The sequence below is a fragment of the Oerskovia rustica genome, from assembly GCF_014836555.1.
Lineage (GTDB): Bacteria > Actinomycetota > Actinomycetes > Actinomycetales > Cellulomonadaceae > Oerskovia > Oerskovia rustica.
This window is the reverse complement of sequence record NZ_JACSQQ010000023.1, coordinates 40,515-67,413: the sequence shown is the minus strand read 5'-3', so window position 1 is coordinate 67,413 and position 26,899 is coordinate 40,515. Positions and strand designations below refer to the sequence as shown.

Here is a 26,899-nt window from a genome sequence, read left to right as displayed (position 1 = left end):
GGCGCCGCGGCGGGCGCGGGCACGGGGGCCGGCATCGTCACGACGACACCGGCCCCCCGCCCGGGGCTGACGCCCACACCGTCGAGGACGGAGGTCACCTGCCGCCTCCGCCGTCGGCAGTCGCCCCGGAGCCTCGGGCATCGGAGCCTCGGGCATCGAGCTCCGCGGGAGACAGGTCGGCCTCGGCCGCCTTCTTCTCCTCGGCGACCAGGACCGGGTCGGCGGTCGGGTCGGCGCCGACCGCGGAGTCGTCGTCCTCGCGGCCCGGCGTGCGCAGGTTCCACTTGGTGATGACCCACCGGAACAGGAAGTAGTAGATCACCGCGTACCCGAGACCGATCACGATGATCCACAGGGGCATCGTCGCGATCCGGAAGTTCAGGATGTAGTCGATCGCGCCGGCCGAGAAGCCGAACCCGGACTTGATCCCCAGGGCGTTGACGAGGGCGAGCGAGGTGCCCGTGAGGACCGCGTGGATCGCGTACAGCGGGTAGGCGACGTACACGAACGCGAACTCGAGGGGCTCGGTCACGCCGGTGACGAACGCGACGAGAGCGGCCGAACCCATGATGCCGCCGATGAGCTTGCGGTTCTTGGGCTTCGACGTGTGGATGATCGCGAGGGCTGCCGCCGGGAGGGCGAACATGAAGATCGGGAAGAAGCCGGTCATGAAGGTGCCGGCCGTGGGGTCGCCGTGCAGGAAGCGCGCGATGTCGCCGTGCCAGACGGCGCCGCTCGTGTCGGTGTAGCTGCCGAACTGGAACCAGGGCAGCGAGTTGAGCAGGTGGTGCAGGCCGATCGGGACGAGCAGACGGTTGGCCGTGCCGTAGACGAAGGCCCCGAGGACCGTGGAGCCCGTGACCCAGTCACCGATGGCCGTGAAGCCCGCGTCGAACCAGGGGTAGATGAGCGCGCCGACGACGGCGATGAGGACGGCGGCACCTGCGGTGACGATCGGCACGAAGCGGCGGCCACCGAAGAAGGCCAGGTAGGGCGGCAGCTTGATGCGGCTGTACTTCTGGAACATGATCGCGGCGGTCAGACCGATGACGATGCCGCCGAGGACGCCGTAGTTGATGAGCTTCTGCTCGGGCGGGCCGGTGATGGCCGCCGTGACCAGGTCGAGGAAGTTGCCGTCCCCTGCTGCGGCGACGGCGTCCGGGTTGGCGCCGGCCAGCCACGCGGCCGGGGTGTCGGGCTTGCCGAGCACGTACGGCGAGAGCGCGTCGCTCACGCCCTTGAAGACCAGGTACCCGATGACGGCGGCCAGGCCGGTCGAGCCGTCGGCCTTCTTGGCGTAGCCGACCGCGACACCGACCGCGAAGAGCAGCGCGAGGTTCGCGAACAGCGCGTTGCCGGCGGACGCGAACACGTCGGCGACGGGCTGCAGCCAGGGGAAGGTGCCCGCGGCGCCGTCGGCACCGAGCATGTCGGCCTGACCGAGGCGCAGCAGCAGTGCTGCGGCGGGCAGGGAGGCGATGGGCAGCATGAGGGATCGACCGACCCTCTGCAGCTGGGCGAAGCCGGGAATCCCCTTCTTCACCTTGGGTGTTTCGGCCACGGACGTCATGTTCACTCCTCGTTGATCGGGTGCCACCGAGGCCGTCGGATCGCACCGCTGGAACTGGGAACTGCCATTGATCACGACGCCGGCCCGGACCCTGGAGCGCGTCGTTGCTGTAACCCGAGCCATCGCCACCGTCTGTGGTGGGATAGTTGTCTGGACCACTTGCGGACAGAGTGGTCTAGACATCATGATGTGTCAAGCCCCGGCAACTCCGGGGCGACCGAGAGCGAGGAACACGTGGCAGCGACGACGCAGGCCAGAGCACCTAAAGGCGGGCACAAGCACCAGATCGTGCGCGCCTACCTGAGCGACCTGATCGCGAACGAGCTGACCATCGGCGACGCCGTCCCCTCCGAGCGCGTGCTCACCGAGAAGTTCGGCGTCTCGCGCATGACGGTCCGTCAGGCCCTCGACTCCCTCGTCGCCGACGGCGTGCTCCAGCGAGAGCAGGGCCGCGGCACGTTCGTCGCCCCGCAGCACACCGACTTCGAGATGCGTCTGACGACGTTCGGCGAGGAGGCGCGACGGCTCGGCCTGGTGCCCAGCACGCAGGTCATCGACAGCGGCACGCTGCCCGCGGGCCGGGTCGTCGCCGAGGCCCTCGGCGTCGCCCCCGAGGACCGCGTGCACTACGTCGAGCGCCTGCGCTTCGCGGACGGCACGCCCATGGCCGTCGAGCGCGCATGGGTGCCCGTGGCGCTCGCCCCCGACCTGCTCGACGACGGCGTCCCCGCCAGCCTGTACGGCGCGCTGCGCGAGCGCGGCCACTCCCCGACGTGGGGCGAGGACACGATCATGGCCGCCGAGGCCAGCGCCGCCGAGCAGGCGATCCTCGCCATGACGAGCGTCCGGGCCGTCCTGCGCGCGCACCGCAAGACCTACTCGGACGACGGCGCCTGCATGTACTCCCAGATGTGCTACCGAGGCGACCGGTACTCGGTCGTCGTCCCTCTCCGCGAGGCCCGGCCGACGATCGTGCCCCGGCTCGCCCCCGCACCGGAGCTCGAGGCAGAGCCTGCACCCGCGCCCGCGCCCGCGCCCGCGCCCGGGACCGGCGCGGCCGAGACGGCCCAGACGGCCCAGACGGCCGAGACCGCATGAGCCCCACTACCGGCACGACCGACGCCCTACCCAGGACCCACGCACCAGAGAGGATGCAACGATGACTGCAGCCGATGCAGCACGGGCCGCCGCGATACTCGCCGGCCTCGGCGGGGTGAGCAACATCGAGGAGATCGACCCCTGCACCACCCGACTGCGGTCGCTCGTCAAGGACCCGAGCCTCGTCGACGTGGCCGCCCTGCGCGCCGCCGGCGCCTTCGGGGTCATGACGACGGGACGAGTGGTCCAGGTCGTCGTCGGCCCCCAGGTCGACACCATCGCCTCGGACCTCGCAGACCTCATGTGACCCCGTGCCCGCTGTCCGCGGGCACCTCGACGTACGTCCGCACCAGCACACGAAGGAGCACGACATGAGCAAGGCAGAGCAGATCCTCAAGGGCCTCGGCGGGGATGCGAACATCCTCGACCTCGAACCCTGCATCACGCGTCTGCGCGTGGAGGTCGAGGACCCGAGCCTGGTCGACGAGAAGACCCTCACGGGGGCCGGGGCCATCGCGGTCGTCCGGACGGGCAACGCGATCCAGGTGATCGTCGGTCCCGAGGCCGACAACCTCGCCTCGGACATCGAGGACCTCCGTTGACTGCAGCGTCCCTGACCGTCCTCGCCCCGGTCACCGGGACCGTCGTCGCCCTGTCGGACGTCGACGACCCGGTGTTCTCCGCGGGCCTCGTCGGTCCGGGTACCGCGATCGCTCCCGACTCCGCCGAGGGCGGCCTCGTGTCGGCCCCGATCAGCGGGACGATCGTCAAGGTCCACCCGCACGCGTTCGTCATCAAGCACGACAGCGGTCAGGCCGTGCTCGTGCACCTGGGCATCAACACGGTCCAGCTCGCGGGCGAGGGATTCACGCTGCACGTCGCGCAGGGCGACGTGGTCCACCAGGGCACGACCCTGGTCACCTGGGACCCCGCCGCGATCGAGGAGGGTGGCCGCTCGGCCGTCTGCCCCGTCGTCGCGCTCGAGGGCAAGCCCGACGCCGTGACCCCGCTGGCCCCGGTCGGCACCTGGGTCGCGCGCGGCGAAGAGCTCCTGATCTGGGAGTGATGCCGGCGTCAGGACGAGCGTGACCTCGAGGTCACGCTCGTTCTGACATGTCCGGGCCGTGGCCCCGGGGGCTCAGCCCCGCAGCGGCAGCGTCAGCACCCGGGGATCGCCCGGGTCCCCGTCCACGACCCGCACCGGCACGCCCCAGTCCTGCTGCGCGAGGTGGCACGCGGGGAACACGTCGGGGTCGGGCCTCCCGTCGTCGAGCAGCGGCACGACGTCGCACGACGCGGCCTGCGCGGTCACGTGCAGCACGCCCTCGCCCACCGCAGGGTTCACGACGAGGGCTCGGACGAGGTCTGTCCCCGTGCCGGCGCCGTCGAGCAGCAGCTCGGGCGGCGTCGCGCTCACGGTCAGGCGCGTCGAGGGCCCGAAGCGGTCGTCGAGCTTCTGCCCCGGCGCGGGCGAGAACGGCACGTCGAGCCGTAGCTCCCCGGCCGTGACCTCGGTGACGGGTCGCTGCGTGCGGTGCGCGCCGCCGTCGAGCACCTCTCCGGCGAGCGTCGCCGGGAGCGCGACGCGCGTGACGCGGTGCGCGGCCGACTCCACGACGAGCAGGTCGACGCGCGCCCCCGCCTCCGCGGCCTCGCCGGGAGCCCACGGCTCCCCGTCCACGAGCACGACGACGTCGCTCGGCTCCGCGAGGCCCGTCGCCAGGGTCGTCACCTGGCCGACGCTGGTGTCAGAACCAGCGGGGCCCGGAGCGCTCGCTCGTCCTGACACGACCGACGGGGCGGGCGGGACGTAGCGGCGGATCGCCCCGTTGTAGGTGTCGGCGACGACCACGCTGCCGTCGGGCAGCGGCGCGACCCCGAGCGGGTGCTGGAGCAGCGCCTGGTCGGCGGCCCCGTCGCGGTGCCCGAAGTCGAACAGCCCCTGCCCGACGGCGGTGCTCACCTCTCCCTGCGCCGTCCCGGCGACCGGGGTCACCACGCGCAGCGCCGACGTCTCCGAGTCCGCGACCCACACGCGCCGGTCCGGGCCGACGGCCAGCCCGGACGGCTGCGCGAACCAGGCGTCGACGAGCGGCCCGTCGAGCAGACCTTCGTTCATGGTGCCGCCCACGAGGTCGATCGATCCCTGCTCGCCGTCGAAGGCCCACAGCGAGTGGTTGCCCGCCATCGCGACGAGGAACGCCCCCATCTGCTCGACCCAGGCCACGTCCCAGGGCGACGACAGCTTCTGCAGCACCGCTCCGCCTGTGCTCTCGATCGACGCGGGCAGGCCCGCGGGCCTGGGCTGCTCCGGCACGTCCGCGCCGACGAGGACCGTGAGACGCGACCCGAACGGACCGTCGACCTCGGCGAGCGTCCCACCGACCGGTGCACCTCCGTCAGCGGCCGCGAGCACGTTGTCGACCGCCCCCACCATGTACTGCTGCCCGTTCCCGGCGACCGTCGTCACCTGGCCGTCGGCGAGCCTCACCCCGCGCAGCGCGTGGTTCACGGTGTCGGCGACCAGCACGTCGTAGTCGAGGTACGTCCGCAGCTCGGTCGGGACCAGGCACAGCCCGTTGGGCTCGCTGAACCGCGCCACGTCCGGTCCGCCGTCGACGAGCCCGCGCTCGCCGGACCCGATGCGCCGGACGAGCGTCTCGCCGTCGGGCCCGAGCTCGGCGAGCGAGTGGTGCCCCGCGTCCGCGACCAGGAGGTTGCCTCCCGGGAGCGCGATCGCCTTGGCGGGGAAGCGCAGCGTGCCCGACGTCGGCGCGGGAGGCACGTAGACGTCGCCCGCCCCCGCGGCCATCGACCGCAGGGTGCCCTTGGCTCGGTGCTCCTCCACGAGCTCGTCGACGAGCGCGGTGAGCGCCGACGCGTGCCCCTCGCCCGCCATCTGCGCGACGACGTAGCCCTCGGGGTCGATCACGACGAGGGTCGGCCAGGCCCGCGCGGTGTACGCGGACCAGGTGACGAGCTCGGGGTCGTCGAGGACGGGGTGGCGCACCTCGTAGCGCTCGACCGCGGCGGCGAGCGCGACCGGGTCGGCCTCGTGCTCGAACTTCGGCGAGTGGACGCCGATGATGACGAGGTCGTCGCGGCGCGCCTCCTCGAGCTCGCGCAGCTCGTCGAGGACGTGCAGGCAGTTGACGCAGCAGAACGTCCAGAAGTCGAGCACGACGACCCGGCCGCGCAGGTCCGCGAGCGAGACGTCGCGGCCGCCGGTGTTGAGCCAGCCGCGGCCGACGAGCTCGGAGGCGCGGACGCGGGGCAGGCGGGCATGGGGGGTCGTGGAGGTCACCGGACCATTCTGCTCGCACACCGGGCAGCACTCGACCTCGCCCTGCCGGCAGCTGCTACCCACGTACGAGCGGTACAGGCCCTAACCCGATCGCTCGATCCGCCCCGTGACGCGCACGACGACCGCGACGCCGTCGACCTCCTGCGGTACGTCGCCCGACGCGGCGGCGTCGACGACGTTGACCTGGAGGCACCAGGTGTCGGTGGCCTCGGACTGTGCCTTCGCAGCTTCGGAACGCCCCGCCGCGTCCGCCCCCTCGTGCCTCAGGCCGATCCCCGTCACGCCGTCCTGGCCCGCAAGGGCCTGCTTGAGCGCGGCCTTGGCCTCCCGGGCCTGCTCGATGCTCGCCACCGGTACCACCCTCCGACCGTCCGCCGCGGGTCGAGGCGGGCTCAGCGCGCGAGCCGGGCGTCGAGCGCGGCGAGGACGGTGTCGATCGGGTTGACGTACGTCAGCCCGGTCCCATTCTCTCCCCCGGTCTCCGACCCGGCAAAGAGCAGCCCGAGCGCGACGCCGTCCGCGCGGTACACGAGCGAACCGGAGTCGCCCCCGCGCGAGAACGGCCCGGTCCCGGTCGACTCGACCTCGATCTGGTCGTCGAAGCGCAGCGCGCCGAGGTCCTCGCCGTAGCCGACCACGACGTCGTCCAGCTCGAGCGCGGTGACGCGGCCCGCGGTGACGGCGGTCGTCCGGCCGATCTTGCCGACCGTCTCGCCGCCGAGCGCGACGGCCGTGGTCGTGATGCGACCCACGGGGTAGTCGAGCTCGACGTCGGGGTCGTCGAGCAGGGCGATCGCGGCGTCGACCGTCGCGGTGCGCCCCGGTGCGAGGGGCACGGTCGCGGCGAGCGTGCCGACCTGGTCGGCGGGGGCGCGTCCGCCGTCGGCGGGGCCGGGCTGCACGACGGCGTCCCCCACCTGCGCGCGCGGCGAGCCCGCGAGCACGTGGTAGTTGGACAGCGCGTGCAACGTGTCCCCGACCAGGACGAACGCGCCGAGCGTGCCTGCCGTGACGTCGACGTGCGCGATCGAGACCCCCGGGCGCAGCGGCCGCACCCGGCCGGTCTCCCCCGCTGCCAGCGCGGTCACGACCGGCGGGCGTGGGCCGGTGCCCGTCGACCGGGAGAGCGCCCGGATCCGCCCCGTCCGGCGGACGTCCACGACGGGGCCCGCCTCGGACGCGACGCGTCGAGCGATGCTGCGCACGGCCGGGACCCCCAGGCGGTAGCGGACCGCGATGCCGTACCCGCCGCCCTCGCGCGGGGCCAGCCCGAGCGCGAGCGTGGGTGCCCAGGCGTCCCTGTCGGCAGGCCCGACCTGCGCCCCCTCGCCCACCGGCCGCGCAGCGCTCGCCGTCGCCTCGGTCCCCGCGGCGAGATCGCGCGCGAAGTCCGCGAGCTGCCCCTTGATCTCCCGTGCCTCGTCCCTGTCCATGCGTCGAGGTTGGCACGGCCCACCGACACGCACGTGACGAGCGTCACCGTGTCGCTAGGGCTGTTCGCTTCACGAAACAGACTGTCAGGAAAACTTCTTCCGGAAAGTCGCGTCATGAAGTCCGGGTTCGCCCCTCTTGAGAGATGTACACAGTTTCTCCGCCGCGAGACCCGCGGCCCTCACCTTGAGAGTGATCATGCACCTCGACCACGCGTTCCGGCCCTCGACCGACGAGATCCGCAGCGCCATCCTCTGGGCCCTCGACCACGACCGCGCCGCCCTCGTCGAGCACCGGGCCTACGCGCACCTCAACCTGCGCAGCCCCGTGCGCCGGGCCGCCGACGCACGCATCGTGCGCCGCTGGCTCGAGGCCTCGGCGGTGTCGTCCGTCATGACCAGCTCCCTGGCCATGGCAGCATGACCGCGTGATCGACTTCGACAACGCCTCGTTCGTCAAGCTCAACCCCTGGGACCTGGCGAGCGCCCAGAAGGACCTCCAGCAGATCCTGCACGCCGACGAGCAGGTCTACCTGGCGTTCAAGGGCGTCCGTGACTCCGTGACGTTCACGAGCAAGCGCATCCTCGCTCTCAACGTCCAGGGCATGACGGGCAAGAAGAAGGACTTCACGACCCTGCCGTACAGCACGATCCAGGCGTACTCGGTCGAGACCGCCGGGACGATCGACCTCGACTCCGAGCTCGTCCTGTGGTTCTCGGGCCTGGGCAAGGTCACGCTCGAGCTCGGGCGCGGTGTCGACATCTACACCGTGAACCGGCTCCTGGGCGACAAGGTCCTCTGACCCGCCGCCGGGCTACCTGCTGACGTCGACCCACTGCGCCCCCGCGAGCTCCGCGAGCCGGCCGGGCGTGATCGCGAACGCGCTCGTCGGGCTGCCCGCCGCCGGGTAGACCGTCTCGAAGCCCTGCAACGACACGTCGCAGTACACCGTCACGGGCCCGCTGTGCCCGAACGGCCCCACCCCGCCGATCGGCTGCCCCGTCAGAGCGGTCGCGCTCTCGGCGTCGAGCATGCGCGGCTTGGCCCCGAACGTGGCCTTGAACTTCGCGTTGTCGACCCGCGCGTCGCCTCGCGTCACGAGCAGGAAGCTGCGCTCGCCGTCACGCAGCGCGAGCGTCTTCGCGATCTGCCCCGGCTCGACCCCGAGCGTCGCCGCCGCCATCTGGACCGTCGCGGTGTCCTTGCCCGTGTCGAGGACCGTGAGGTCCGGGGCCTGGGCGTCGAAGAAGGCGCGGGTGCGGTCGGTGCTCACGGCAGGTCTCCTCAGGTTCGGCAGGTGGCCATCATCGCGTGCGCACGAGGTTCGCGACACCCTCGAGAACGAGGATGAGGACGTTCTGAGCATCGGAGCGGCGACAACCCCGTTCTCGCGCTGGGCGGCGACCGGTTCAGGCCACGGGCATCGCGCCCGACGGCGGAGTCCCCACCTCCGCGACCGGCCGCGGCACGTACGGCTCGCCCGTGAGGTCCGCCCGCTCGACGCGGTCGAGGCGGAACCAGCGGACGGCCTCCCGGGACCGGCACCACGCGATGAGGTACCAGGCGTCCGCCGTGTGCGCCAGGATCACGGGCTCGACCCGACGGGCCGACTCGTGGCCGCGCCCGTCGCGGTACCGGATCGCGAGCACGACCGACCGGGCGAGGGACTGCTCGACGGCACGCAGGACCTGCAGGTGCACCCGGGCGCGCGGCACCGGGTCGCCCGGTACGCCGTCGACGGTGCCCGGCGCTGCGTCGACCGGCCCCGAGGCGACGTCCAGGCCTGGGCGAGCGGCGCCGTCGGGCAGGGGGCTCGCGCCGTCCGGGGCGCGCCCGGACGCGGCGCCGTGGTCGATCCACACCCTTGCCGCGAGCGCCGCCGCCCGCTCGCGCGCCTGCGGACCGAGCGCGTCCCAGACCTTGCCCTGCGCCGTGGCGGCGTCGACCGCGAACGGGCTGCCGGGCGGGAGCGCGGCGAGCGCGACCGCGACCGCGACCGCCTGCTGCGGAGTGAAGTTCACGGGAGGCAGGGACGCGGAGGGGTCGAGCACGTAGCCGCCACCCGGTCCGGCCTGTGCCCAGACGGGCAGTCCCGCCTGCTGGAGCGCCGAGACGTCGCGTTTGATCGTGCGCTCGCTGACCTCGAGCAGGCGCGCGAGGCGCGGCCCCGTGGTGCCGCCGGGGCCGGCACGACGCAGCTCCTCGGCCACGGCGTAGAGCCGCTCGGTCTTGTTCACGCGCCGCCTCCGTCAGGTCCGGGACCGCCGACGGACGTCGCGCGGAACCCCTCGAACAATGGTGACAGACAGGTGTCACCGACACCCCGGCAGGCTGGGGTCATGACCACTTCACAGCACAGCAGCGACCAGCAGGTCCACGTCGTCCTCGTCCCGGGCTTCTGGCTCGGGGCGTGGGCATGGGACGACGTCGTCCCCCACCTCGAGGCTGCAGGCCTCGCACCGCACGCCGTGACGCTCCCCGGGCTCGACGACGTCGCGACCGACCGCAGCCGACTCACCCGCGAGGACCACGTCCAGGCGGTTCGCGACGTGATCGCGCCTCTCGACGGGGACGTCGTGCTCGTGGGGCACAGCGGCGGCGGCCCCGTGATCCACGAGGTCGTCGACCGCGACCCCGCGCGCATCCGCCGCACGGTCCACGTCGACACGGGGCCGCTCGTCGACGGCGCGTCGCTCGCCCCCGACCTGCCCGCAGGGACGGTCGAGATCCCGCTGCCCTCGTGGGAGGAGCTCACGGCCGCAGGGTCGAGCCTCGACGGGATCGACGATGCCGGGCTCGCCCGGTTCCGCGCGCGGGCCGTGCCCCACCCGGGCGGCGTCGCGGGCGGCCGGGTGCACGTGAGCGACCCCGCGCGGCTCGACGTCCCGGCGACCGCGATCTGCACGAGCCTGCCCTCGGAGGTGCTGAAGACGATGGCGCACCCCGGGCCGCCCCTGCACACCGAGCTCGGCGAGCTCGACGTCACGTACGTCGACCTGCCGACCGGGCACTGGCCCATGTTCTCGCGGCCCGCGGACCTCGCGGCCGAGATCGTGCGGGCGGCGCGGGCGTAGGCGGGCCGCGCACCCGGCCCCGTCGCCTGCGTCGCCGGGCGAGGCGGGCAGGTCGCACGACGAGGTCGGGGCCGCCCTGCGCGCAGGACGACCCCGACCTCGAAACCGGCGGGCGGCTACGACCCGGCCGCCACGGTGACCTCGACGAGCACTGCGTCGCCCAGCCCGCCCGGCGCCACGACCACGCCGCGCTCGCGGTAGTCGCCGGTCCGCGGGGAGGCGGGCACGACCACGAGGTCGTCCGGACCCGAGCCGGCCCGCACCTGCACGCCCGCGCCGCGGTCGGGGTCCACGCCCCGGTCCCGGACACGGAACACGACGGTGCGCGCCCGGCCCCCGAGCTCGAGCTCGACCGTGAGTCCGTCGGCCGTCGCGGACAGGACCGGGTCGACCACGAGAGCGCCCGCCTGCTCGGTCAGGCCGAGGACGCCCTGGACGAGCTGGCGCAGGTAGATCCCCGGACCGCTCGAGTAGACGCGCCAGCCACCCCGCACGCCGACGGACCCGTCGCGGAGCCGGTCGAAGTCGCGCGCGAAGCTCGCACGGTCGGGGAAGTCCGCGTCGCTCGACGAGAAGTACGCGTTGCGCTGACGCGGCGCGGCGTGGGCGATACGGGACCCGAGGTCGAACGGGCTGATGCGGAGCAGCTCGTCGAGCGTCCGCCCGCGGCCCAGCGCGGCCAGGGCCTCGGCGTAGCGGATGTGCGCGTGCACGTACATCAGGCCGACCTCGCGCCCGACGTTCGCCGCCTGCTCGGCCCGCTGGAACGTGCGCGGGATCCCCTCGTCGAACGCGGCCGGGTGGTCCATGAGCCGCACGCCGTCGGGGAAGTGCAGGTGCTCGAGGATGAGGTTCTCGTGCTCCTCGGCCTCGGCCGGGGTGAGGATGCCCGCGATGATCGACTGATTCATCGGGATGAGCCGGTAGCGCATCCCCGTGCTCGTGTCCCGCGGGTGGATGACGAGCTCGTCGCCCTGGTCGCCGTGCCGCACGTACCCCGCCATGACGCCGTCGACGAGCGCGCGCTCGCGCAGGTCGGTGCGGACCGCGGTCGCGAGGGCGTCGGCCCGCTCCGAGAGCGCGAGCAGGTCGCCGCGCCCGGCCGTGGTACGGGCCAGGAGGTCGGCCGCCTGGACGAGCAGCGCGGAGGTCCAGGTGGAGGCCAGGTTGGTGCGCATCTGCGGGTCGGCCGGCTGGAGCGTGTCGTCCCAGTCGCCCTCGCCGTACGCGGGCAGCGACGTGCCTGGCAGGAGGTCGGTCTCGAGGTGGTCGAGGATCCGCTGGACGTGGTCGAGCACGGTCGCCTCGGCGTCCGCCCCCGCGGAGGCGGGGCGGCGGTGCGCGTGGTCCCAGAAGGGCACCGTCTCGTCGAGGACCGCCAGGTCGCCGCTCGCCTCGAGGTACTGGGCGAGCGCGAAGAGCGGCCAGACGACGATGTCGCCGTGCGACGAGTCGTTGTACCGCTCGGCGTACTCGTCGAACATGAACCACTGCGGGAACCCGCCCCACGTGTGCTGATGGGCGAGGACGCGCAGCACGATCTGCCGGGCGATGTCCTCGCGCCCGCCGGCGAACGCCAGCTCGAGGGGGCCCTGGCAGACGTCGCGGGTGCCCCACGCCGCGCCCGAGTACTGCTCGAGCCCGTGCGGGACGAGGAAGTGGATCAGCGCGTCGTGCGCGTACCACGGCACGAGGAGGTCGAGCTCCTGCGTCGCGAGCTCCGGGTGGGGCTGGAAGCGCAGGCCGCGGACGAGCCCCCGCACGGTCTCCAGGTGACCCGCGAGCGTGGCCTCGAGGTCGTCGAGGGGTGCGTGCTCGGGGGCGAGGAGGTCGAGCGCTGCGGCGTCGCCGTGGAGCGATCCGGAGATCGCGACGGTCAGGCCGCCCGAGCCCGTCGTGCTGGACACCCGATGCGCCGCGGCGTCCTCGAGGGCGATCGGCGCGGTCGAGATCGGCGCGGTCGAGGTGACGGCGTAGCGCAGTTCGGGGTAGTGCGCGTCGACGTCGCCGCCCACGACGGGGCGCAGGAGGACCGCGCCCTCGGACGTGTGCTCGGCGACCCAGCCCCCGGCCTCGTCGTCGAGCTCGAGCGTGGCGGTGACGCGCAGCGCTCGCTCGCACCGGACGCTCACGTCGAGGCGGTCGCGTCGGTGGTGCGCGACGGTCCGCACGTCGATGCGACCGAGGGGCGTCTCGTACACCCAGTGCACCCCACCCACGTCGAGGACGAGGGCCGACGGCACGCCGAGCAGGTGGGCGCCCTGGCCGTCGTCGACGAGGACGCGCAGCCCGCTGCTGCGCAGCAGGTTGAGGTGGTGGCGGTGGACGGACACGAGGCGGTTGGCGGTCGTGTTGCCGAGGACCACGTGCGAGACGAACACGCCGGGCGCGAACGCCGTCGCGGACAGCACCTCGTCGGTGGGCAGGACGGCGTCCCCGGCCTTGAGGACATGGCCGTGGGACCGCTCGGTCACGGTCTCCTTGCGCCCGTCGACGACGTGCGACCCGCCGGGGGTGAAGAAGGACAGCAGCGCGCCGTCGGCGTCGCGCTCCGGCAGCAGGACGTCCTCGGTGACGAGGCCGAGAGCGGCGAGCAGGTCGACCTCGTCGAGCGCGTCGCCGGACAGCAGCGGGGCGTCGCGGAGCTCCGAGCCGGTCGTGGGCAGCGGGTGCGCGGCACGTTCCTGCGCGGCGACGGCGACGGCGCCGGTGGCCCACCGGTCGATCTCGTCGACGGTGTCCGCGAGCGGCCCGCGGGCGTCCAGGTCGACGACGGTGACGGCGTGGACCTGAGTCGTGCCCGTCGAGAGGTCGAGCGGCCGGGAGACGAGCGTCGGCATCGCGTACTCGTACTGCAGCACGCCCGAGGTGACGGGGCCGAGCAGGCCGTGCGGGACGCCGTCGTGACGGGCTTGCGGGGTGAAGACCTGGAGCGAGTCGGTGAGGTGGGCGGCGGCCCCCTCGACGAGGAAGGTGACGGCGAGCGGCAGCAGCGGCTGCGCGGACATCGTCTGGCGGCTCGCGAGGACGGTGCCCGCGGTGGGGTGCTCGAGCGCTCGGTGGAGCAGGTACTGGCAGACGTAGGCCTCGCTCGACAGCGCGGCCGCCGGCGGCGCCAGGCCGAGGTCCTGGGCGTGCACGACGTCGTAGACCGTGCGGGCGTCCGTGCCCGGTCTGGCCGTGAGGTCGACGCGCCACACGAGGGTCCGGTCGTCCACGGTGAGCGCGACGCGCGACGTCAGCCCGAGCGCCGCACCGGACCACACGACGCGGTCGGCGCCGGTCTCGACGCTCGTCACCGCAGGAGCGGACCCGGTGAGCCGGGCGACCTCGACGGTTCCGTCGGCGTGGGTCGCGCGCAGGAGGACGCCGCCCGGCATGCGGTCGTGCTCGCCGGGAAGGTACTGGTTGACGAGGAGCCCGCCGGTCCGGACGGCGTGCACGTCACCGCCCTGCGAGAGCTCGACGGTCATCTCGCCGGAGGCGATCGTCGTGCCCGCGAGGGGGGCGGTCATGGCGGTGCTGGTCACGTGGACTCCTGCTCTGTCGTCTGTTCATCGATGGCGCGCGCGGCGCCCTGGTCCGGCTGCAGCAGCGCGACGAAGTGGTCGAAGAGGGCGACCATGTCGACGTTCTCCGGGTCCAGCAGCCACTGGAGCTGCAGCCCGTCCATCACTGCGGAGAAGAGCTGGCCGATAGCCTGCGGGTCGACCTCGGGGCGCAGCTCGCCGCGCTCGATGGCGTCCCGGAAGCGGGTGTCGTCCTGGTGGCGCAGCGCCCGGTAGCGGTCCCGGACGACGTCGTGCGCAGGGTGGCTCGGTTCGGTCGCCTCGGCGGCGACGACGACGTGCAGACCGACGAGACCGGGGGTCTCGGCGTTGCGCCGGACCTGGTCGCGGATCGTGGCCAGGAGGGAGGCGCCGTCGGTCTCCGCCTGGGTGCGGCGGTCGAGGTCACGCCGGTCGCGCTCCTCGATGGTCGCCGTCAGCAGCCCGGCCTTGCTGCCGAAGTGGTGCAGGAGGCCGGCCTCGGAGATCCCGACACGGGCGGCGATCTCGCGCAGCGAGCTGCCTCGGAAGCCCTGCTCGCCGAACACCTCGACCGCGGTCCGCAGGATCTCGCGGCGACGCTGCTCACCTCGGACCAGGCGGCCGTCCGGGCGCTTGCCCTGGGGTTGCCCGTCGGCCGTGCCCGGCACCTTCTCCTTGGACCGGCCCTGGGGCGGGGCGTCCGGGGTCGTCGTGTCGGCAGCTCGGGCACCAGGACCGCTGTCGGTCATCACCGTCTCCTTCGTCAGCATTTGTCGGTATCCACCGTATGGTGCCGGACACCACTGGTGAAAAGACTAACCGAGCGCACGCTATGGTAGTTTCGCATCGGCTCAGAGATCGAGCCGAACACTCGATGAGGAGGATTGCTCATGAAGCTCGGACGCAAGGCGGTCGCCGTCGGCATCGTCGGACTCCTGGCACTGACCGCCTGTGGGCGCGCGGACGAAGGGTCGACAGAGAAGCCCGACGCTGGCTCCACGACGACCGTGGACGACTCGCCCGCGACAGGCGACATCACCGTCTGGGCCATGGGCGAGGAGGGCGAGAAGCTCCCCGACTTCGTCAAGGGCTTCACGGAAGAGAACCCCGACGCGAAGGTCCAGGTCACCACGATCCCGTGGGCCGACGTCATGACCAAGTTCCAGACGGCCGTCGCCGCCGGCACCGTGCCCGACGCGATCATGATCGGCACGTCGTTCATGCCGACCATGGTCTCCACGGGGGGCCTCGCGCCCGTCCCCGACGGGCTCGTCGACACCGACGACTTCATCGAGGGAGCCGCCGCCTCGACCGTGGCCGACGGGGTCGACTACGGCGTGCCGTGGTACGTCGAGACCCGCGTCATGTACTACCGCTCGGACCTCGCGGAGGCTGCCGGCGTGGCCGCCCCCACGAGCTGGGAGGAGCTCACCGCGTTCGCCCAGGCGATGAAGGCGAACGGCTCCGAGTACGGCCTCCAGCTCCCCATGGGCGACGCGGAGGACTCGACGCAGGTCATCCTGCCGTTCTACTCGCAGGCGGGCGGCTCGATCTTCAACGAGGCCGGTGACGCCTACGACCTGGACAACCAGGCGATGATCGACGCGCTCACCTACTACGCCTCGTTCTTCACCGAGGGCCTGTCGCCCCTGGCCGGCTACGGCGACACGCAGAACAGCGCGTTCGTCGACGGTTCCGACCCGGCCTTCATCTCCGGCCCGTGGATGGTCAACGTCCTCGCCGACATGCAGGGCCAGGAATGGGTCGACCAGAACGTCGCCACCGTCCCGGTCCCCGCGGGCACCGCGAACAACGACTCCTACATCGGTGGCGCGCACCTCGGCGTCTTCGACGAGGCCAAGAACGCCGACGGCGCCTGGAAGCTGGTCCGCTGGCTCGCCGACCCCGAGACGCAGCAGGAGTGGTACGCCGCGACGAACGACCTCCCCGCCGTCACCAGCGCGTGGGACGACGAGGCCCTGACGTCCAACCCGCGCACCCAGGTGCTCCAGCAGCAGCTCGAGAACACGATCGCCCCGCCGACCGTGCCCAGCTGGGACGAGCTCTCCGCCACGATCGAGACCGAGGCCGAGAAGGTCGCCAACGGCAAGGTCACGGCCGAGGACGCGGCGAAGACGATCCAGGCCAAGGCCGACGCTCTCGGGCTCGGCTGGTAAGTCTCCGCCATGACAACGACCACCGAGGGACGGGGGCCCCCCCCCGTCCACCGGCGACGTCAAGCCGTCGTCGCCTGGCTGTTCGCACTGCCGTTCGTCGCGGTCTTCTCGGTCTTCATGCTGGGACCGCTGCTCGCGTCGTTCGGCATGTCGTTCTCGGACCTCACGGTCCGTGACATCAAGACGCCCTTCGCGGTGAACTTCGTCGGGCTGGACAACTTCGCCCAGGTCTTCCAGGACGAGCTCTTCCGCAAGGCGCTCGTCAACACGTTCTTCTTCGTGGTCGTCGGCATCCCGCTGACGATGGCGCTGGGCCTCGCCCTGGCCGTCGCCCTCAACTCGGGCATCGAGAAGTTCCGCAGCGTCTTCCGCGTCGGCTTCTACACCCCCGTCGTGACCTCGATCGTCGCCGTGGCAGTCGTCTGGCGGTTCATCCTCCAGGACTCCGGCCTCGTCAACACCGTGCTCGGCTGGGTCGGCATCAACGGCCCCGACTGGCTGAACGACAGCACCTGGGCCATGCCCTCGATCATCGTCATGGCCGCCTGGCGCAACATGGGCACGCTCATGATCATCTTCCTCGCCGGACTCCAGGCCATCCCGCGGGACGTCTACGAGGCGGCCGAGGTCGACGGTGCCGGCGCCTGGCGCCGCTTCCGTTCCATGACGGTGCCCCTCATGCGTCCGACCCTGCTGCTCGGTGCGGTCCTCCTGTCCGTCGGCTTCCTCCAGGTCTTCGAGGAGCCGTTCGTCATGACCAAGGGCGGGCCGGTCAACTCCACGCTGACCATCAGCTACTACGTCTACAACCAGTTCGGCTACGGCAACTACGCGTTCGCGTCCGCAGCTGCGTACGTGCTCTTCGCCCTGATCGCCGCCCTCGCGGCCGTCCAGTTCCGCCTGCTGCGGTCGAAGGAGGATTGACATGGCCCTCACGTCCTCGAAGGTCGCACCGGCACCGACGGGAACGAGCCCCGCACCGCGCCGCGCCCGCCGCCCGATCCGCTGGTCGCGCGGCGCCACGTACACCGCGCTCGTCGTCGGGCTCCTGCTGACGCTGATGCCGTTCATCTGGATGCTGCTCGGCAGCTTCAAGACGCAGGGCGAGCTCCTCCAGCGGCCCATCACGTGGTGGCCGGAGAACCCGACGCTCGAGAACTACGAGAAGTGGCTGTCGCAGCTCAACTACGGCCAGTTCTTCACCAACTCGATCGTCGTCGCCGTCGCCGTCGTGCTCGGCAACATCGTCTTCTGCTCGATGGTCGGGTACGCGCTCGCGAAGATGCGGTTCCCGGGCAAGAAGGTGCTGTTCGCGCTCGTCATGCTGACCCTCATGGTCCCGGGCGTCGTCACGCTGGTGCCGATGTTCGTCCTGGTGTCGAACATGGGGCTGGTCAACACCTATCCAGCGCTCGTCCTGCCGTTCCTCGCGGGACCGCTCGGCGTGTTCCTCATGCGCCAGTTCATCCTCGGGATCCCCGACGCGCTCATCGAGGCCGCCCGGATCGACGGCGCGGGCGAGTTCCGCATCTTCTTCAAGATCGTCCTGCCCCAGTGCGGGCCGCCGCTCGCGACGCTGAGCATCCTCACGTTCCTCGGCTCGTGGAACAACTTCCTGTGGCCGCTCGTCGTCGCGCAGACCGAGAACATGTACACCCTCCCGGTGGCGCTCTCGCTCTACTCGGTCGGGTCCAACGGCACCTACTACGGCCTGCTGATGGCGGGCTCGGTGCTCGTCGTGACCCCGATCCTGATCCTCTTCCTGTTCCTGCAGCGCTACTTCGTGCAGGGCATCGCCATGACCGGCATCAAGTAGGAGATTCCCCATGCCCCTCACCTTCCCCGACCCCTTCGTCTGGGGCGCCGCGACGGCCGCCCACCAGATCGAGGGCAACAACGTCAACAGCGACTGGTGGGCACGCGAGGTCGCGGCCGACTCGACACTCTCCGAGCCGTCGCGAGACGCCGCAGACAGCTACCACCGCTACGCCGAGGACATCCGGCTCCTGGCCGAGTCGGGCCTGACGTCCTACCGCTTCTCGCTCGAGTGGGCACGCATCGAGCCCGCCGAGGGCCTGTTCTCCCGGGCCGAGCTCGACCACTACCGCCGCATGATCCAGTGCTGCCTCGACCACGGTGTCACGCCGCTCATCACGCTGCACCACTTCACGTCCCCCCGGTGGTTCGCCGAGGACGGCGGATGGACCGACCCGCGGTCCGTCGAGCGCTTCGCCCGCTACGTGGAGCGCGTGCTCCCGCTGCTGGACGCCGCCTCGCACGTCTTCACGATCAACGAGCCCAACATCCTCGCCATGATGATCACGGCAGCCAAGGGCGCCGAGCAGCTCCAGGCGGGCACCATGCACGCGCCCGACCCGGTCGCGACCGAGAACCTCATCGCGGCGCACCGCCGAGCGGTCGAGCTCGTCCGCACCGTGGGCGTCCCCGTGGGCTGGCCCGTCGCCCCGCAGCAGTTCTTCGCGGACCCCGGTGCCGAGGAGGTCCTGCGGGAGTACGCGTACCCGCGCGAGACCGTCTTCCTCGAAGCCGCGCGGGGGGACGACTTCATCGGCGTCCAGGCCTACACCCGCACCCGCATCACGGTCGACGGACCGCTCCCCGCACCCGAGGACGCAGAGAAGACCCTCACGGGCTGGGAGTACTACCCGCCCGCCATCGCCGAGGCGGCGCGGCTCGGCCACGAGATCACGGGCCTGCCCGTGCTGGTGTCGGAGAACGGCATCGCGACGGCCGACGACTCGCGACGCATCGACTACACCCGTGACGCCCTGCGGGCCCTGCGTGCCGAGGTCGACGCAGGCCTGCCCCTGATCGGCTACCTCCACTGGTCGCTGCTCGACAACTACGAGTGGGGCTCCTTCGCGCCGACCTTCGGTCTCATCGGCTGGGACCCGGAGACGTTCGAGCGCCTCCCCAAGCCGAGCCTCGGCTGGCTCGGGTCCGTCGCCCGCGGCGAGGTCTCGCTCGACGACTGAGCCGAGCACCCGCCTGCCCGACCGGCAGGCCACCGCCCGCCGAGCACGAGGTCGAGGTCGTCCTGTACCCCAGGACGACCTCGACCTCGACCTCGTCCTCGTTCCCGGTCCCGGTCACGGTCACGGTCACGGTCCCGGCCTGGGCCTCGGCCTCAAACTCGGACTCGGCCTCGCCGGGATCCCACCGGGTGCAGCACCGCTGAACGGGTGCATCCTGGAGGAAGGGCTCCGCCCCGGAGCTCCCCCGGTCAGCGAGGAGTCGACATGTCCGGTCTCATGCTCGCCAGCAGCGTCGATGCTGCGGTCTACGTCCCCACGGGGTCCGGCCCCGCGAACTGGTTCCTGCTCTTCGGCATCGTGCTCGTCGCGTCGATCATCGTGTTCATGGTCGTCGAGCTCGTCCGTGCCGCGCACGACCGGCGCCTGCCGCCGCACCGGCGCATGTCGCACTGACCACGAGGTCGGGTCGCAGACCGGTCGGCGCCCCGCCGAGGTAGAACGTGCCGCGCGAGGTAGGACGCGACGCGCACTACCTCGCCCAGCACGTTCTACCTCGCGAGCCCGCAGGTACCCGCGGCCGTCAGCCCAGCGTCGTCGGGAGCTGTGCCGCGCCCTCGCCCGGGGCCTCACCCAGCACGCGCTCGGCGAGGAACGCCTGCACCACCTGGTACCAGACGATCGCGTGCTGGGGCTGGAGCACCCAGTGGTTCTCGTCGGGGAAGTACAGGAACCGGTGGTCGGTGCTCCCGTCGGCCGCGGCAGGCAGGCCCGACGCCGACAGCAGCTCGTACCAGAGGCGAAGGCCCTCGCCGATCGGGACGCGGTAGTCCTTGTCGCCGTGGATCACGAGCATGGGCGTCACGATGTCGGCCACGAACCGGTGCGGGGAGTGCTCGGCCGCCATCTCTGGCGTCATCTCGCGCTGCCAGTAGTAGGACGCGTCGGTCGTGGGGCCGAACTGGTCGAGGGCCCACAGGCTCGCGTGCGTCACGACGGCCTTGAACCGGTCGGTGTGTCCAGCGACCCAGTTCGCCATGTACCCGCCGAACGAGCCGCCCATCGCGGCCGTGCGGGTCTCGTCGACCTCGGGCAGCGCCTCGGCCGCGTCGGTGATCGCGAGCAGGTCCGTGTACGGGGCCGCGCCCCACGCCCCCCAGCCGCGCTGCACGAAGTCCTGCCCGTAGCCCGTCGACAGCGCGGGGTCCGGCAGCAGCACCGCGTAGCCCTGCGCCACGAGGATCCAGGGGTTCCAGCGCCAGCTCCACGCGTTCCACGAGCCGAGCGGCCCGCCGTGGATCCAGAGCAGCAGCGGCGCGGGGTTCTCGGCGCTCGCGCCGTGCGGCAGGGCCAGCCAGCCGCGGACGCGCACGTCGTCCGACGCCGCGGTCTCGATCTCGGTGAGCGTGCCCGGCAGGTCGGGGCTCTCGACGGGGCCGCGCAGCGCGGTCGCCGCGACGGGCGCGCGCTCGCCGGCAGGGGCCGCGAGGAAGTCCGCGAGGTCGATCCGCACGGGGTGCGAGGGCTCGAGGTAGCTCGTGCGCTGGGCGTACGCGGCCGAGGCGTCGGGGGCGACGCGGACGTCGGTGAACGTCGCGTCGTCCGAGGTCAGACGCGACACCGCGCCGTCGGCTCCCGACCCGTCGGGCGTGAACGCGACGTGGAAGACCGGGCCGCGTCCGTCGTCGTCGGCCGTCACGAGCAGGCCCGAGCCGTCCGGCAGCCACGCGGCCGACGTGGGCCAGCGGTCCCAGCTCGCGGCGAGCGAGCGCAGGCCGTGGTTCGCGCCGCCGTCGTCGGGGTCGCCGTCCGAGCCGTCGCCCGCGCGCAGCGGGACGACCGCGAGGCCCTGCTCGGGCGCGGCCTGCGGGGTCGTGATGGTCTCGCGCACGAACACGACCCACGCCCCGTCGGGCGAGATCACCGGCGACGAGGCTTCGGCGCCGGGCTCGTCGACGAGCGTGCGGCGCTCGCCGGTCGAGGTGTCGATCGCGACGAGGATCGAGCGCTGGGACGCGCCCGGCCCGGCGACGGACCAGGACGTGACGAGCGTGGTCCCGTCCGCGGAGAGGTCCGCGGAGTGCTCGCGCAGCGTCGGTCCGACGGCGGAGGTCACGTCGCGCAGCTCGACGCGCCCCGCGGGGAGGTCGAGGTCGTCCGCGTCGGAGTCGGCGGGTGCTGCCGGGAGCGGGCGAGCCGGCTCGTCGGTCAGGTGCGAGAGGTCGGCGACGAAGCGGTGGGGCTCGGACGGGCCCAGGTCGTGGTCCCAGTACCGCACGGGGTAGCCCGTGTGGAGGATCGCGGCGACCTTCTTGTCCTTGCGGGCCGTGCGCAGCTCGGCGTCGTGAGCCAGGTCGCGCGCGCTGGGCAGGACGTCAGCCGCGAGAGAGAGGACGGGCGCGCTGCGCGCGACGAGCGGGGCCGAGACCCCTGCCGGTGCCGACGCGACGATGCGCGCCTCGCCGCCGGCGGCCGGCAGGAGCCACAGGGCCGAGGTCGGGTCGCCCTCGGCCGATGCCGAGGCGTCGCTGTCGGGGCGGGCCGAGGTGAAGAGCAGGTCGCCCTCGGCCGTGAACGCGGCTCCCGCCTCTCCCTTGGTGCTCCGGGTCAGGCGGCGGGCCGGGGCCTCGCCGGTCGGGTCGACCTCCCACAGTGCCGAGACGTACGCCGTGCGCTTGGCGTCGAGCGTCGACACGCTCGTCACGAGGCGGCGCCCGTCCGGGGACATCACGAGGCCGCCCGTGCGGGGGATCGCGACGTACTGGTCGAGGTCGTGGAAGGGGGTCGGCGCGCTGGCGGCGGGGTCTACGTTGTCGGTGGTCACTGCACCGTCCTATCACGACGCCCCGCCCCCGGCGCCGTACCACGGCCCGCATCCCTCGCGGTGCCGAGCATGCGGTGGGCGTCGCTGCCGGCCCGATTCTCGACGGCAACCGCATGCTCGACTCGCGACAACCGCATGCTCGGCAGCCGGGAGCCCGTCGAGCGCATACTGGACCCGTGCCCAAGGTTCCCTTCCTCGCCCTGACCGTGAGCGCCGCCGTCGGGCTGCTCCTGACCGGGTGCGGGTCCGAGCCCGCGCAGGACCTCGACGACACCGTGCTCGCCGGGATCGTCGCCGCCGGTCGCTCGGACGGCGACCTCGACCTCATCTCGACGACCCACTTCGACTGGCAGAAGGCCGTGATCGTGTGCCCCGGCGACGACCCGACCGAGGTCGCGGAGGCCGCCGGGACCGACGGCCCCGTCCAGGGCGAGCTCCCGAGCACGGTCGACGTCGGCACGGGACACCTCGTGTTCGTCAACGACGACGAGGTCGTGCAGGTCGCGGACCTGCGCCTCGCCCAGGCCGACGTGTGCTCCGAGGACCTCTCGCTCACCAACCGGGTCCTGAGCCCGGGCGCCACGCTGACCGTCACGCACGGCACGGGTGACGGCTGGGTCGTGACGCGGGGCTGAGCCGCCGCGCTCCGGGGTGCCGAGAACGGGATCAGGGTCGTTCTGAGCCCGATGACGACCGATACCTCGTTCTCGGCACCGGCGACACCGGGGGGTTGAGGCGTGCGACGAGCTCCGGCAGGTCGGCGACCGAGTCGAGCAGGAAGTCGTGGCGCTCGCGCCCGAGGTCCGCCGCACCGAGCTTGCCCGTGAGCACCCCGACGACCGCCCCGGCCCGCGCGTTGACCCCCGACCGCAGGTCGAGCACCGTGTCACCCGCGACGAGCACGCGCGCGACGTCGAGCACACCCGTGCGCTCCATGTCGCGGTGGACCATGTAGGGCGCCGGGCGGCCCAGCGGCACCTCGTCGGCGCACGTCACGGCGTCGAGCGTGACCTCGGGCGAGAGCCACTGCTCGGGGCCGGACGCGACGGTCCAGCCGAGCACGTCGAGGATCCCCCGGGTCACGTCGCGCGTGAAACCCGTGGTCAGTGCGACCTTGACGCCCGCGGCGCGCAGGGCTGCGAAGGCCTCGGGGGCGCCGGGGATCGCGGTCGGCGGGTTCAGCCGGTACGCCTCGTGGAGCAGCGCGGTGAAGCGCACGAACGCGGCGTCGACCGTCCCCTCGTCGGGAGCATCCCCCGACGCGCCGGAGCCGATCGCGAGCAGGGCGGTGATCGCCGCGCGCTTCTCGGCCCCCATCCAGTGCTGGACGTCCGACGACGTCGCACCGCTCCCGTGCTCGAGGACCGCCGTGTGCAGCGCGTCGTAGACCGCGCCGCCCTCCTCGACGGTCGTGCCCGCGACGTCGAGCGCGACGAGCTCGATCGCGAGGGGCGGTCGCGCGGCGGGCGGTGCGGGCGCGGTGGTCGAGGTGATGCTGCCGGTCATGCGGAGGGCTCCAGGTTCGGGTCGGTGATGGTGGCGACGTCGGTGAGGTCGGAGAAGGGGGCCGTGTCTGCCCGGCCGGCCGTCGGCGACACGAGGGACGCCGCGGCGGCCGACGCCGTCGGGAAGCGGACCATCGAGAGCGACGTGTCCTGGGTGTTGTCGATCGTGAAGGCCGCGAGCTCGGGCAGGTAGCGGTCGTCGGCGTACTCGACGGGGACGCCCGCCGCGTTGCGCGTGGTGCGGCGCTCGCGCAGCAGCGGGGCGCCCGCGGGCACCTCGAGCAGGTCGGCGTCGGTCTCGTCGGCCGCGACCGCGTCGATCACGTGGCGGGCCGCGTGCAGGTCCGCGCCGCGCGAGATGAGGTGGTCGTAGATCGAGCCGGTGTCCGGGTCGAACTCGAAGATGAGGCGCCCGACCGGCTCGATGAAGGTGTCGCGCTCCACCATCGCCGGGACCCCGTCGAGCAGGCGCAGGCGCAGGACCTCGACCACGGGCGTGCCTTCCTCGAGGCCCAGGGCGTCGGCCGCGACGCCGTGCACGCCGCGACGCGCGACCTCGACGGTCCGCTGACCGGGCACGCGCCCCACCCCTGCGGCCCACCGGCTGAACGACAGGAAGGTCTCGAACGGCTGCGGGACCGCGCGCGAGCGCACGACCGGCGGGCGCCCCTGGCCCCCGCCGATGAGCCCTTCGCTGCGCAGCGTCCCGAGCGCCTGGCGGACCGTGCCGCGCGAGATCGAGAACTCGGCGCACAGCGAGGACTCCGACGGGAGCGAGTCGCCGATCGCGTACGTGCCGGACACGATCCGACGGCGCAGCTCGCCCAGCACGTGCTGGTGCAGCGGGCCATGTGAGGGCTGTGGCGGCTGGGCTGCCGACGCCGGCTGGGCCGGCTGGGCCGCCGGGGACGGCGCGGTGCGGGGAGACGAGGACTGAACCATGACTTGACCATACAGGCCGCCCACCCACCGAGAACGGCGTCCCGATGACGGCCGCATGAACCCCACGGACGGAGCGCCAACGCCAGGTGAACACTCCGGAAACTTGTCTGGACAAGTCTCGGAATCGCTTGATCCGTGCTCGTTCCGCACGGCAGTGTCCGTGTCGTGAGCAGCACAGCACCTCGACGCCCGGCCCCGTCCGGCCGCACACCCAGCCTCCCCGCCGGCCACCCTGGCACGGGCCGCCCGTCCGCCGGGAACGACCTCCCCGCCCGCGTCGACCTCGTGGTCGTCGGAGCCGGGATCGTCGGCCTCGCGCACGCCGTCGAGGCCGTCGGCCGAGGGCTGTCCGTCCTCGTGGTCGAGCGCGACGACCGCGCCGTCGGCGCCTCGGTCCGCAACTTCGGGCACGGCTGCTTCACCGCGCAGGACGGCACGGCCCTCACCTACGCCTTCGCGGCCCGCGAGCGTTGGATCCAGCTCGCCAAGGAGGCCGACTTCTGGCTGCGCGAGTCCGGCACCGTCGTCGTGGCCCGCGCCGACGACGAGCGGCAGGTCCTCGAGGACTTCGCCCACGGCCGCGACGGCCACGTCCGGCTGCTCGACCGCGACCAGGTCCTCGACCGCGTCCCGGGCGACCCCGACGAGGTCGTCGGCGGCGCGTTCCTGTCCCAGGACATCCGCGTCGACCCCCGCGAGGCGGTCCCCGCGATCGCCCGCTGGTACGCCGAGCAGCGCGGGGCGCACCTCGCCTGGTCCACGACCGTCCAGGGTTTCGAGGCCGGCAGCGGCGTGACCCTCGTGCGCACCTCCCGTGGCGACGTCGTCGCGACCAAGGTGATCCTCGCCGTCGGGCACGACGTGGACCGGTTCTTCCCCGACACCGCCACCGCCGCGGGCATCCAGCGGTGCACTCTCCAGATGCTGCGCGTCGACGCCCCTGAGGGCGCAGGCGGCGGCCCCCGCGAGATCGACCCCGCGATCTTCACCGGCACCTCGTTGCTGCGCTACGACGGCTTCCGCCACTCCCCCGCGACCGCCGCCGTCCGCGAGCGCCTGAGGGCCCAGCACCCCGCCCTGATCGACGCAGCGGTGAACCTCATGGTCACCCAACGCCCTGACGGGACCCTCACGCTCGGCGACACGCACGCCTATGCGACCACGCCCGGGCCGTTCCACCCCGAGGCCCTCGACGCGCTCCTGCTCACCGAGGCCGCGCGGCTCCTCGGCACGGGCCCCCTCACGGTCCGCGAGCGGTGGCAGGGCGTCTACGCCTCCGCGCCCGCACCGTTCCTCGACGTCACGCCCATGCCGGGCGTGCGCGCGGTGTCGGTCACGTCCGGCATCGGCATGACCACCGCGCTCGGGCTCGCCCCGCGCGTGCTCGACAGCTTCCTCTGACGGACGACCCTCTCTCGTCCCTCCGACCAGACCAGCCTCTCTCGCGAAACCCCCACCCCAGGAGAAGACATGCACCGCAGCCGCACCGGCCAGGCCACCTCGGTCCTCGCCGCCGCACTGCTCCTCGGCGCGCTCAGCGCCTGCTCGACCGGCACGGCCGACGCGGGGACCAGCACCGACGGTGCCGAGTCCGCGACGTGCCCGAACGGCGCGATCCGCTTCGGCATCGAGCCCTACGAGGACCCCGCCAAGCTCGAGCCCGCCTACCAGCACCTCGCCGACGCCCTGTCGGAGAAGCTCGACTGCCCCGTCGAGCTGACGATCGTCGAGGACTACTCGGCCGAGGTCCTCGCCATGGAGAACGGCAAGCTCGAGCTCGCGCAGTTCGGCCCGCTCGGTTTCGTGTTCGCGAGCGAGCGTGCCGACGCCGAGCCCCTCGCCTCGTTCGGCCTCGCCGACGGCTCGCTGTCGAGCTACACGGCCGGGATCTGGGTCCCCGTCGACTCCCCGATCCAGAGCATCGAGGACCTTCCGGGTCACTCGCTCGCGCTCGGCTCGACGGGCTCGACGTCGGGCGACGCCCTGCCGCGCTTCGCGATCCTCGACGCGGGTCTCGCCGAGACCGACGTCGAGATCACCTACGCGGGCGGCCACCCCGAGGCGCTGCTCGCCCTGACCAACGGTCAGGTCGACGCCGCACAGATCAACTCCCAGACGCTCGCGACCGCCGAGCGCGAGGGCACGTTCGACTCCTCGACGTTCCGCCAGGTCTGGGAGTCCGACCCCATCCCCAACGACCCCATCACGGTCGCCGGGTCGCAGAGCCAGGAGTTCAAGGACGCCGTGCGCGAGGCCCTCCTCACGCTCGACACGGCCGACGTCGAGGCCATCGGCGCGTTCCTCGACGTCGACCCGGCGGGCCCGCTCGTCGAGGTCGACGTCGACACGTACCAGCCGCTGTTCGACCTCGCGAAGACGCTGAAGCTGACCGCCGACGACGTCTGACCCTCCTCGAGGAGCGGTCGGGGGGGGGGGGGGGGGGGGGGGGGG

The 26,899-nt window shown here is 72.7% G+C and carries 26 protein-coding genes; 15 read left to right on the top strand and 11 right to left on the bottom strand.

Annotation, left to right across the window (positions count from 1 at the left end):
- Window positions 1–94: 94 nt before the first annotated feature.
- A complete protein-coding gene (locus H9652_RS13820; RefSeq protein WP_191796753.1) occupies window positions 95–1,570 on the bottom strand; it encodes a PTS transporter subunit EIIC in 1,476 nt (491 codons plus the stop codon).
- A 234-nt stretch (window positions 1,571–1,804) separates the two neighbouring features.
- On the opposite strand from H9652_RS13820, the gene H9652_RS13815 reads away from it, so the two are divergent.
- The 4 genes from H9652_RS13815 (at window position 1,805) to H9652_RS13800 (ending at window position 3,734) form a co-directional block, all read left to right on the top strand.
- The gene (locus tag H9652_RS13815; RefSeq protein WP_191796752.1) at window positions 1,805–2,668 is read left to right on the top strand and encodes a GntR family transcriptional regulator; all 864 of its coding nucleotides are present in this window, start codon (window positions 1,805–1,807) and stop codon (window positions 2,666–2,668) included.
- A gap of 61 nt (window positions 2,669–2,729) precedes the next feature.
- Window positions 2,730–2,975, top strand: coding sequence for a PTS transporter subunit EIIB (locus H9652_RS13810; protein WP_056644676.1), 246 nt, complete (start codon window positions 2,730–2,732; stop codon window positions 2,973–2,975).
- Between the two features lie 64 nt (window positions 2,976–3,039).
- On the top strand, window positions 3,040–3,270 hold the full coding sequence (locus H9652_RS13805; RefSeq protein ID WP_138822375.1) for a PTS transporter subunit EIIB: 231 nt from the start codon (window positions 3,040–3,042) through the stop codon (window positions 3,268–3,270).
- Window positions 3,267–3,734 carry a PTS sugar transporter subunit IIA gene (locus H9652_RS13800; RefSeq protein ID WP_191796751.1) on the top strand — a complete coding sequence of 156 codons (468 nt, stop codon included), beginning with the start codon at window positions 3,267–3,269 and terminating at the stop codon, window positions 3,732–3,734. Before H9652_RS13805 ends, H9652_RS13800 begins: the two co-directional genes overlap by 4 nt.
- A 72-nt stretch (window positions 3,735–3,806) precedes the next feature.
- On the opposite strand, the gene H9652_RS13795 is transcribed toward H9652_RS13800, so the two are convergent.
- From H9652_RS13795 to H9652_RS13785, 3 genes are all read right to left on the bottom strand, one after another.
- Window positions 3,807–5,972: an NHL domain-containing thioredoxin family protein gene (locus tag H9652_RS13795; protein WP_191796750.1), complete on the bottom strand. Its 2,166-nt coding sequence runs from the start codon at window positions 5,970–5,972 to the stop codon at window positions 3,807–3,809.
- A gap of 81 nt (window positions 5,973–6,053) precedes the next feature.
- On the bottom strand, window positions 6,054–6,323 hold the full coding sequence (locus H9652_RS13790; RefSeq protein ID WP_191796749.1) for a hypothetical protein: 270 nt from the start codon (window positions 6,321–6,323) through the stop codon (window positions 6,054–6,056).
- Between the two features lie 41 nt (window positions 6,324–6,364).
- On the bottom strand, window positions 6,365–7,405 hold the full coding sequence (locus H9652_RS13785; RefSeq protein ID WP_191796748.1) for a chymotrypsin family serine protease: 1,041 nt from the start codon (window positions 7,403–7,405) through the stop codon (window positions 6,365–6,367).
- Window positions 7,406–7,601: 196 nt separating this feature from the next.
- Between H9652_RS13785 and H9652_RS13780 the strand changes: the two genes are divergently transcribed.
- Window positions 7,602–7,826, top strand: coding sequence for a hypothetical protein (locus H9652_RS13780; protein ID WP_191796747.1), 225 nt, complete (start codon window positions 7,602–7,604; stop codon window positions 7,824–7,826).
- 4 nt (window positions 7,827–7,830) lie between these two features.
- The gene (locus tag H9652_RS13775) at window positions 7,831–8,205 is read left to right on the top strand and encodes a PH domain-containing protein (protein WP_191796746.1); all 375 of its coding nucleotides are present in this window, start codon (window positions 7,831–7,833) and stop codon (window positions 8,203–8,205) included.
- A gap of 12 nt (window positions 8,206–8,217) precedes the next feature.
- Here the strand turns inward: H9652_RS13775 and H9652_RS13770 are convergent, their stop codons facing one another.
- Entirely contained in the window at window positions 8,218–8,676 is a 459-nt protein-coding gene (locus tag H9652_RS13770) for a YbaK/EbsC family protein (RefSeq protein ID WP_318244177.1), read from the bottom strand.
- 136 nt (window positions 8,677–8,812) lie between these two features.
- Window positions 8,813–9,640: a helix-turn-helix transcriptional regulator gene (locus H9652_RS20355; RefSeq protein WP_191796744.1), complete on the bottom strand. Its 828-nt coding sequence runs from the start codon at window positions 9,638–9,640 to the stop codon at window positions 8,813–8,815.
- A gap of 102 nt (window positions 9,641–9,742) precedes the next feature.
- Between H9652_RS20355 and H9652_RS13760 the strand changes: the two genes are divergently transcribed.
- Window positions 9,743–10,477 carry an alpha/beta fold hydrolase gene (locus H9652_RS13760; protein WP_191796743.1) on the top strand — a complete coding sequence of 245 codons (735 nt, stop codon included), beginning with the start codon at window positions 9,743–9,745 and terminating at the stop codon, window positions 10,475–10,477.
- Between the two features lie 116 nt (window positions 10,478–10,593).
- Here the strand turns inward: H9652_RS13760 and H9652_RS13755 are convergent, their stop codons facing one another.
- Together H9652_RS13755 and H9652_RS13750 are read right to left on the bottom strand one after the other, a co-directional pair.
- Entirely contained in the window at window positions 10,594–14,007 is a 3,414-nt protein-coding gene (locus H9652_RS13755; RefSeq protein ID WP_191796742.1) for a GH36-type glycosyl hydrolase domain-containing protein, read from the bottom strand.
- On the bottom strand, window positions 14,004–14,756 hold the full coding sequence (locus H9652_RS13750) for a TetR/AcrR family transcriptional regulator (protein ID WP_191796741.1): 753 nt from the start codon (window positions 14,754–14,756) through the stop codon (window positions 14,004–14,006). Before H9652_RS13750 ends, H9652_RS13755 begins: the two co-directional genes overlap by 4 nt.
- Window positions 14,757–14,897: 141 nt before the next feature.
- Between H9652_RS13750 and H9652_RS13745 the strand changes: the two genes are divergently transcribed.
- The 5 genes from H9652_RS13745 (at window position 14,898) to H9652_RS13725 (ending at window position 19,633) form a co-directional block, all read left to right on the top strand.
- Complete coding sequence (locus tag H9652_RS13745) at window positions 14,898–16,184, top strand: extracellular solute-binding protein (RefSeq protein WP_191796740.1); 1,287 nt, start codon at window positions 14,898–14,900, stop codon at window positions 16,182–16,184.
- Between the two features lie 9 nt (window positions 16,185–16,193).
- Entirely contained in the window at window positions 16,194–17,108 is a 915-nt protein-coding gene (locus tag H9652_RS13740) for a carbohydrate ABC transporter permease (RefSeq protein ID WP_191796739.1), read from the top strand.
- 1 nt (window position 17,109) lies between these two features.
- Complete coding sequence (locus H9652_RS13735; protein WP_191796738.1) at window positions 17,110–18,000, top strand: carbohydrate ABC transporter permease; 891 nt, start codon at window positions 17,110–17,112, stop codon at window positions 17,998–18,000.
- A gap of 10 nt (window positions 18,001–18,010) precedes the next feature.
- Window positions 18,011–19,180 (top strand): glycoside hydrolase family 1 protein, encoded by a 1,170-nt coding sequence (locus H9652_RS13730; protein ID WP_191796737.1) that lies wholly within the window; start codon window positions 18,011–18,013, stop codon window positions 19,178–19,180.
- 264 nt (window positions 19,181–19,444) lie between these two features.
- Complete coding sequence (locus H9652_RS13725) at window positions 19,445–19,633, top strand: hypothetical protein (protein WP_030150276.1); 189 nt, start codon at window positions 19,445–19,447, stop codon at window positions 19,631–19,633.
- Window positions 19,634–19,760: 127 nt separating this feature from the next.
- Here H9652_RS13725 and H9652_RS13720 read toward each other — a convergent pair whose 3' ends face one another.
- Window positions 19,761–22,001, bottom strand: coding sequence for a S9 family peptidase (locus H9652_RS13720; RefSeq protein ID WP_404822029.1), 2,241 nt, complete (start codon window positions 21,999–22,001; stop codon window positions 19,761–19,763).
- A 176-nt stretch (window positions 22,002–22,177) separates the two neighbouring features.
- Between H9652_RS13720 and H9652_RS13715 the strand changes: the two genes are divergently transcribed.
- The gene (locus H9652_RS13715; RefSeq protein WP_191796736.1) at window positions 22,178–22,636 is read left to right on the top strand and encodes a hypothetical protein; all 459 of its coding nucleotides are present in this window, start codon (window positions 22,178–22,180) and stop codon (window positions 22,634–22,636) included.
- A gap of 31 nt (window positions 22,637–22,667) precedes the next feature.
- Here the strand turns inward: H9652_RS13715 and H9652_RS13710 are convergent, their stop codons facing one another.
- Complete coding sequence (locus H9652_RS13710) at window positions 22,668–23,507, bottom strand: phosphonatase-like hydrolase (protein ID WP_191796735.1); 840 nt, start codon at window positions 23,505–23,507, stop codon at window positions 22,668–22,670.
- Window positions 23,504–24,448, bottom strand: a complete 945-nt coding sequence (locus tag H9652_RS13705) for a GntR family transcriptional regulator (protein ID WP_191796734.1) — start codon at window positions 24,446–24,448, stop codon at window positions 23,504–23,506. The genes H9652_RS13710 and H9652_RS13705 overlap by 4 nt, the downstream gene beginning before the upstream one ends.
- A gap of 165 nt (window positions 24,449–24,613) precedes the next feature.
- Here H9652_RS13705 and H9652_RS13700 point away from each other — a divergent pair, with 165 nt between their 5' ends.
- Both H9652_RS13700 and H9652_RS13695 read left to right on the top strand, forming a co-directional pair.
- Window positions 24,614–25,849: a TIGR03364 family FAD-dependent oxidoreductase gene (locus H9652_RS13700; protein WP_318244176.1), complete on the top strand. Its 1,236-nt coding sequence runs from the start codon at window positions 24,614–24,616 to the stop codon at window positions 25,847–25,849.
- 69 nt (window positions 25,850–25,918) lie between these two features.
- Window positions 25,919–26,854 (top strand): phosphate/phosphite/phosphonate ABC transporter substrate-binding protein, encoded by a 936-nt coding sequence (locus H9652_RS13695; protein WP_191796733.1) that lies wholly within the window; start codon window positions 25,919–25,921, stop codon window positions 26,852–26,854.
- The last annotated feature ends 45 nt before the right edge of the window (window positions 26,855–26,899 follow it).

Coding starts and splice junctions, on each gene's coding strand:
- H9652_RS13820 (WP_191796753.1), bottom strand. CDS start 1,570: ATGACGTCCGTGGCCGAAACACCCAAGGTGAAGAAGGGGATTCCCGGC.
- H9652_RS13810 (WP_056644676.1), top strand. CDS start 2,730: ATGACTGCAGCCGATGCAGCACGGGCCGCCGCGATACTCGCCGGCCTC.
- H9652_RS13805 (WP_138822375.1), top strand. CDS start 3,040: ATGAGCAAGGCAGAGCAGATCCTCAAGGGCCTCGGCGGGGATGCGAAC.
- H9652_RS13785 (WP_191796748.1), bottom strand. CDS start 7,405: ATGGACAGGGACGAGGCACGGGAGATCAAGGGGCAGCTCGCGGACTTC.
- H9652_RS13780 (WP_191796747.1), top strand. CDS start 7,602: ATGCACCTCGACCACGCGTTCCGGCCCTCGACCGACGAGATCCGCAGC.
- H9652_RS13760 (WP_191796743.1), top strand. CDS start 9,743: ATGACCACTTCACAGCACAGCAGCGACCAGCAGGTCCACGTCGTCCTC.
- H9652_RS13750 (WP_191796741.1), bottom strand. CDS start 14,756: ATGACCGACAGCGGTCCTGGTGCCCGAGCTGCCGACACGACGACCCCG.
- H9652_RS13745 (WP_191796740.1), top strand. CDS start 14,898: ATGAAGCTCGGACGCAAGGCGGTCGCCGTCGGCATCGTCGGACTCCTG.
- H9652_RS13740 (WP_191796739.1), top strand. CDS start 16,194: ATGACAACGACCACCGAGGGACGGGGGCCCCCCCCCGTCCACCGGCGA.
- H9652_RS13735 (WP_191796738.1), top strand. CDS start 17,110: ATGGCCCTCACGTCCTCGAAGGTCGCACCGGCACCGACGGGAACGAGC.
- H9652_RS13730 (WP_191796737.1), top strand. CDS start 18,011: ATGCCCCTCACCTTCCCCGACCCCTTCGTCTGGGGCGCCGCGACGGCC.
- H9652_RS13725 (WP_030150276.1), top strand. CDS start 19,445: ATGTCCGGTCTCATGCTCGCCAGCAGCGTCGATGCTGCGGTCTACGTC.
- H9652_RS13710 (WP_191796735.1), bottom strand. CDS start 23,507: ATGACCGGCAGCATCACCTCGACCACCGCGCCCGCACCGCCCGCCGCG.
- H9652_RS13705 (WP_191796734.1), bottom strand. CDS start 24,448: ATGGTTCAGTCCTCGTCTCCCCGCACCGCGCCGTCCCCGGCGGCCCAG.
- H9652_RS13695 (WP_191796733.1), top strand. CDS start 25,919: ATGCACCGCAGCCGCACCGGCCAGGCCACCTCGGTCCTCGCCGCCGCA.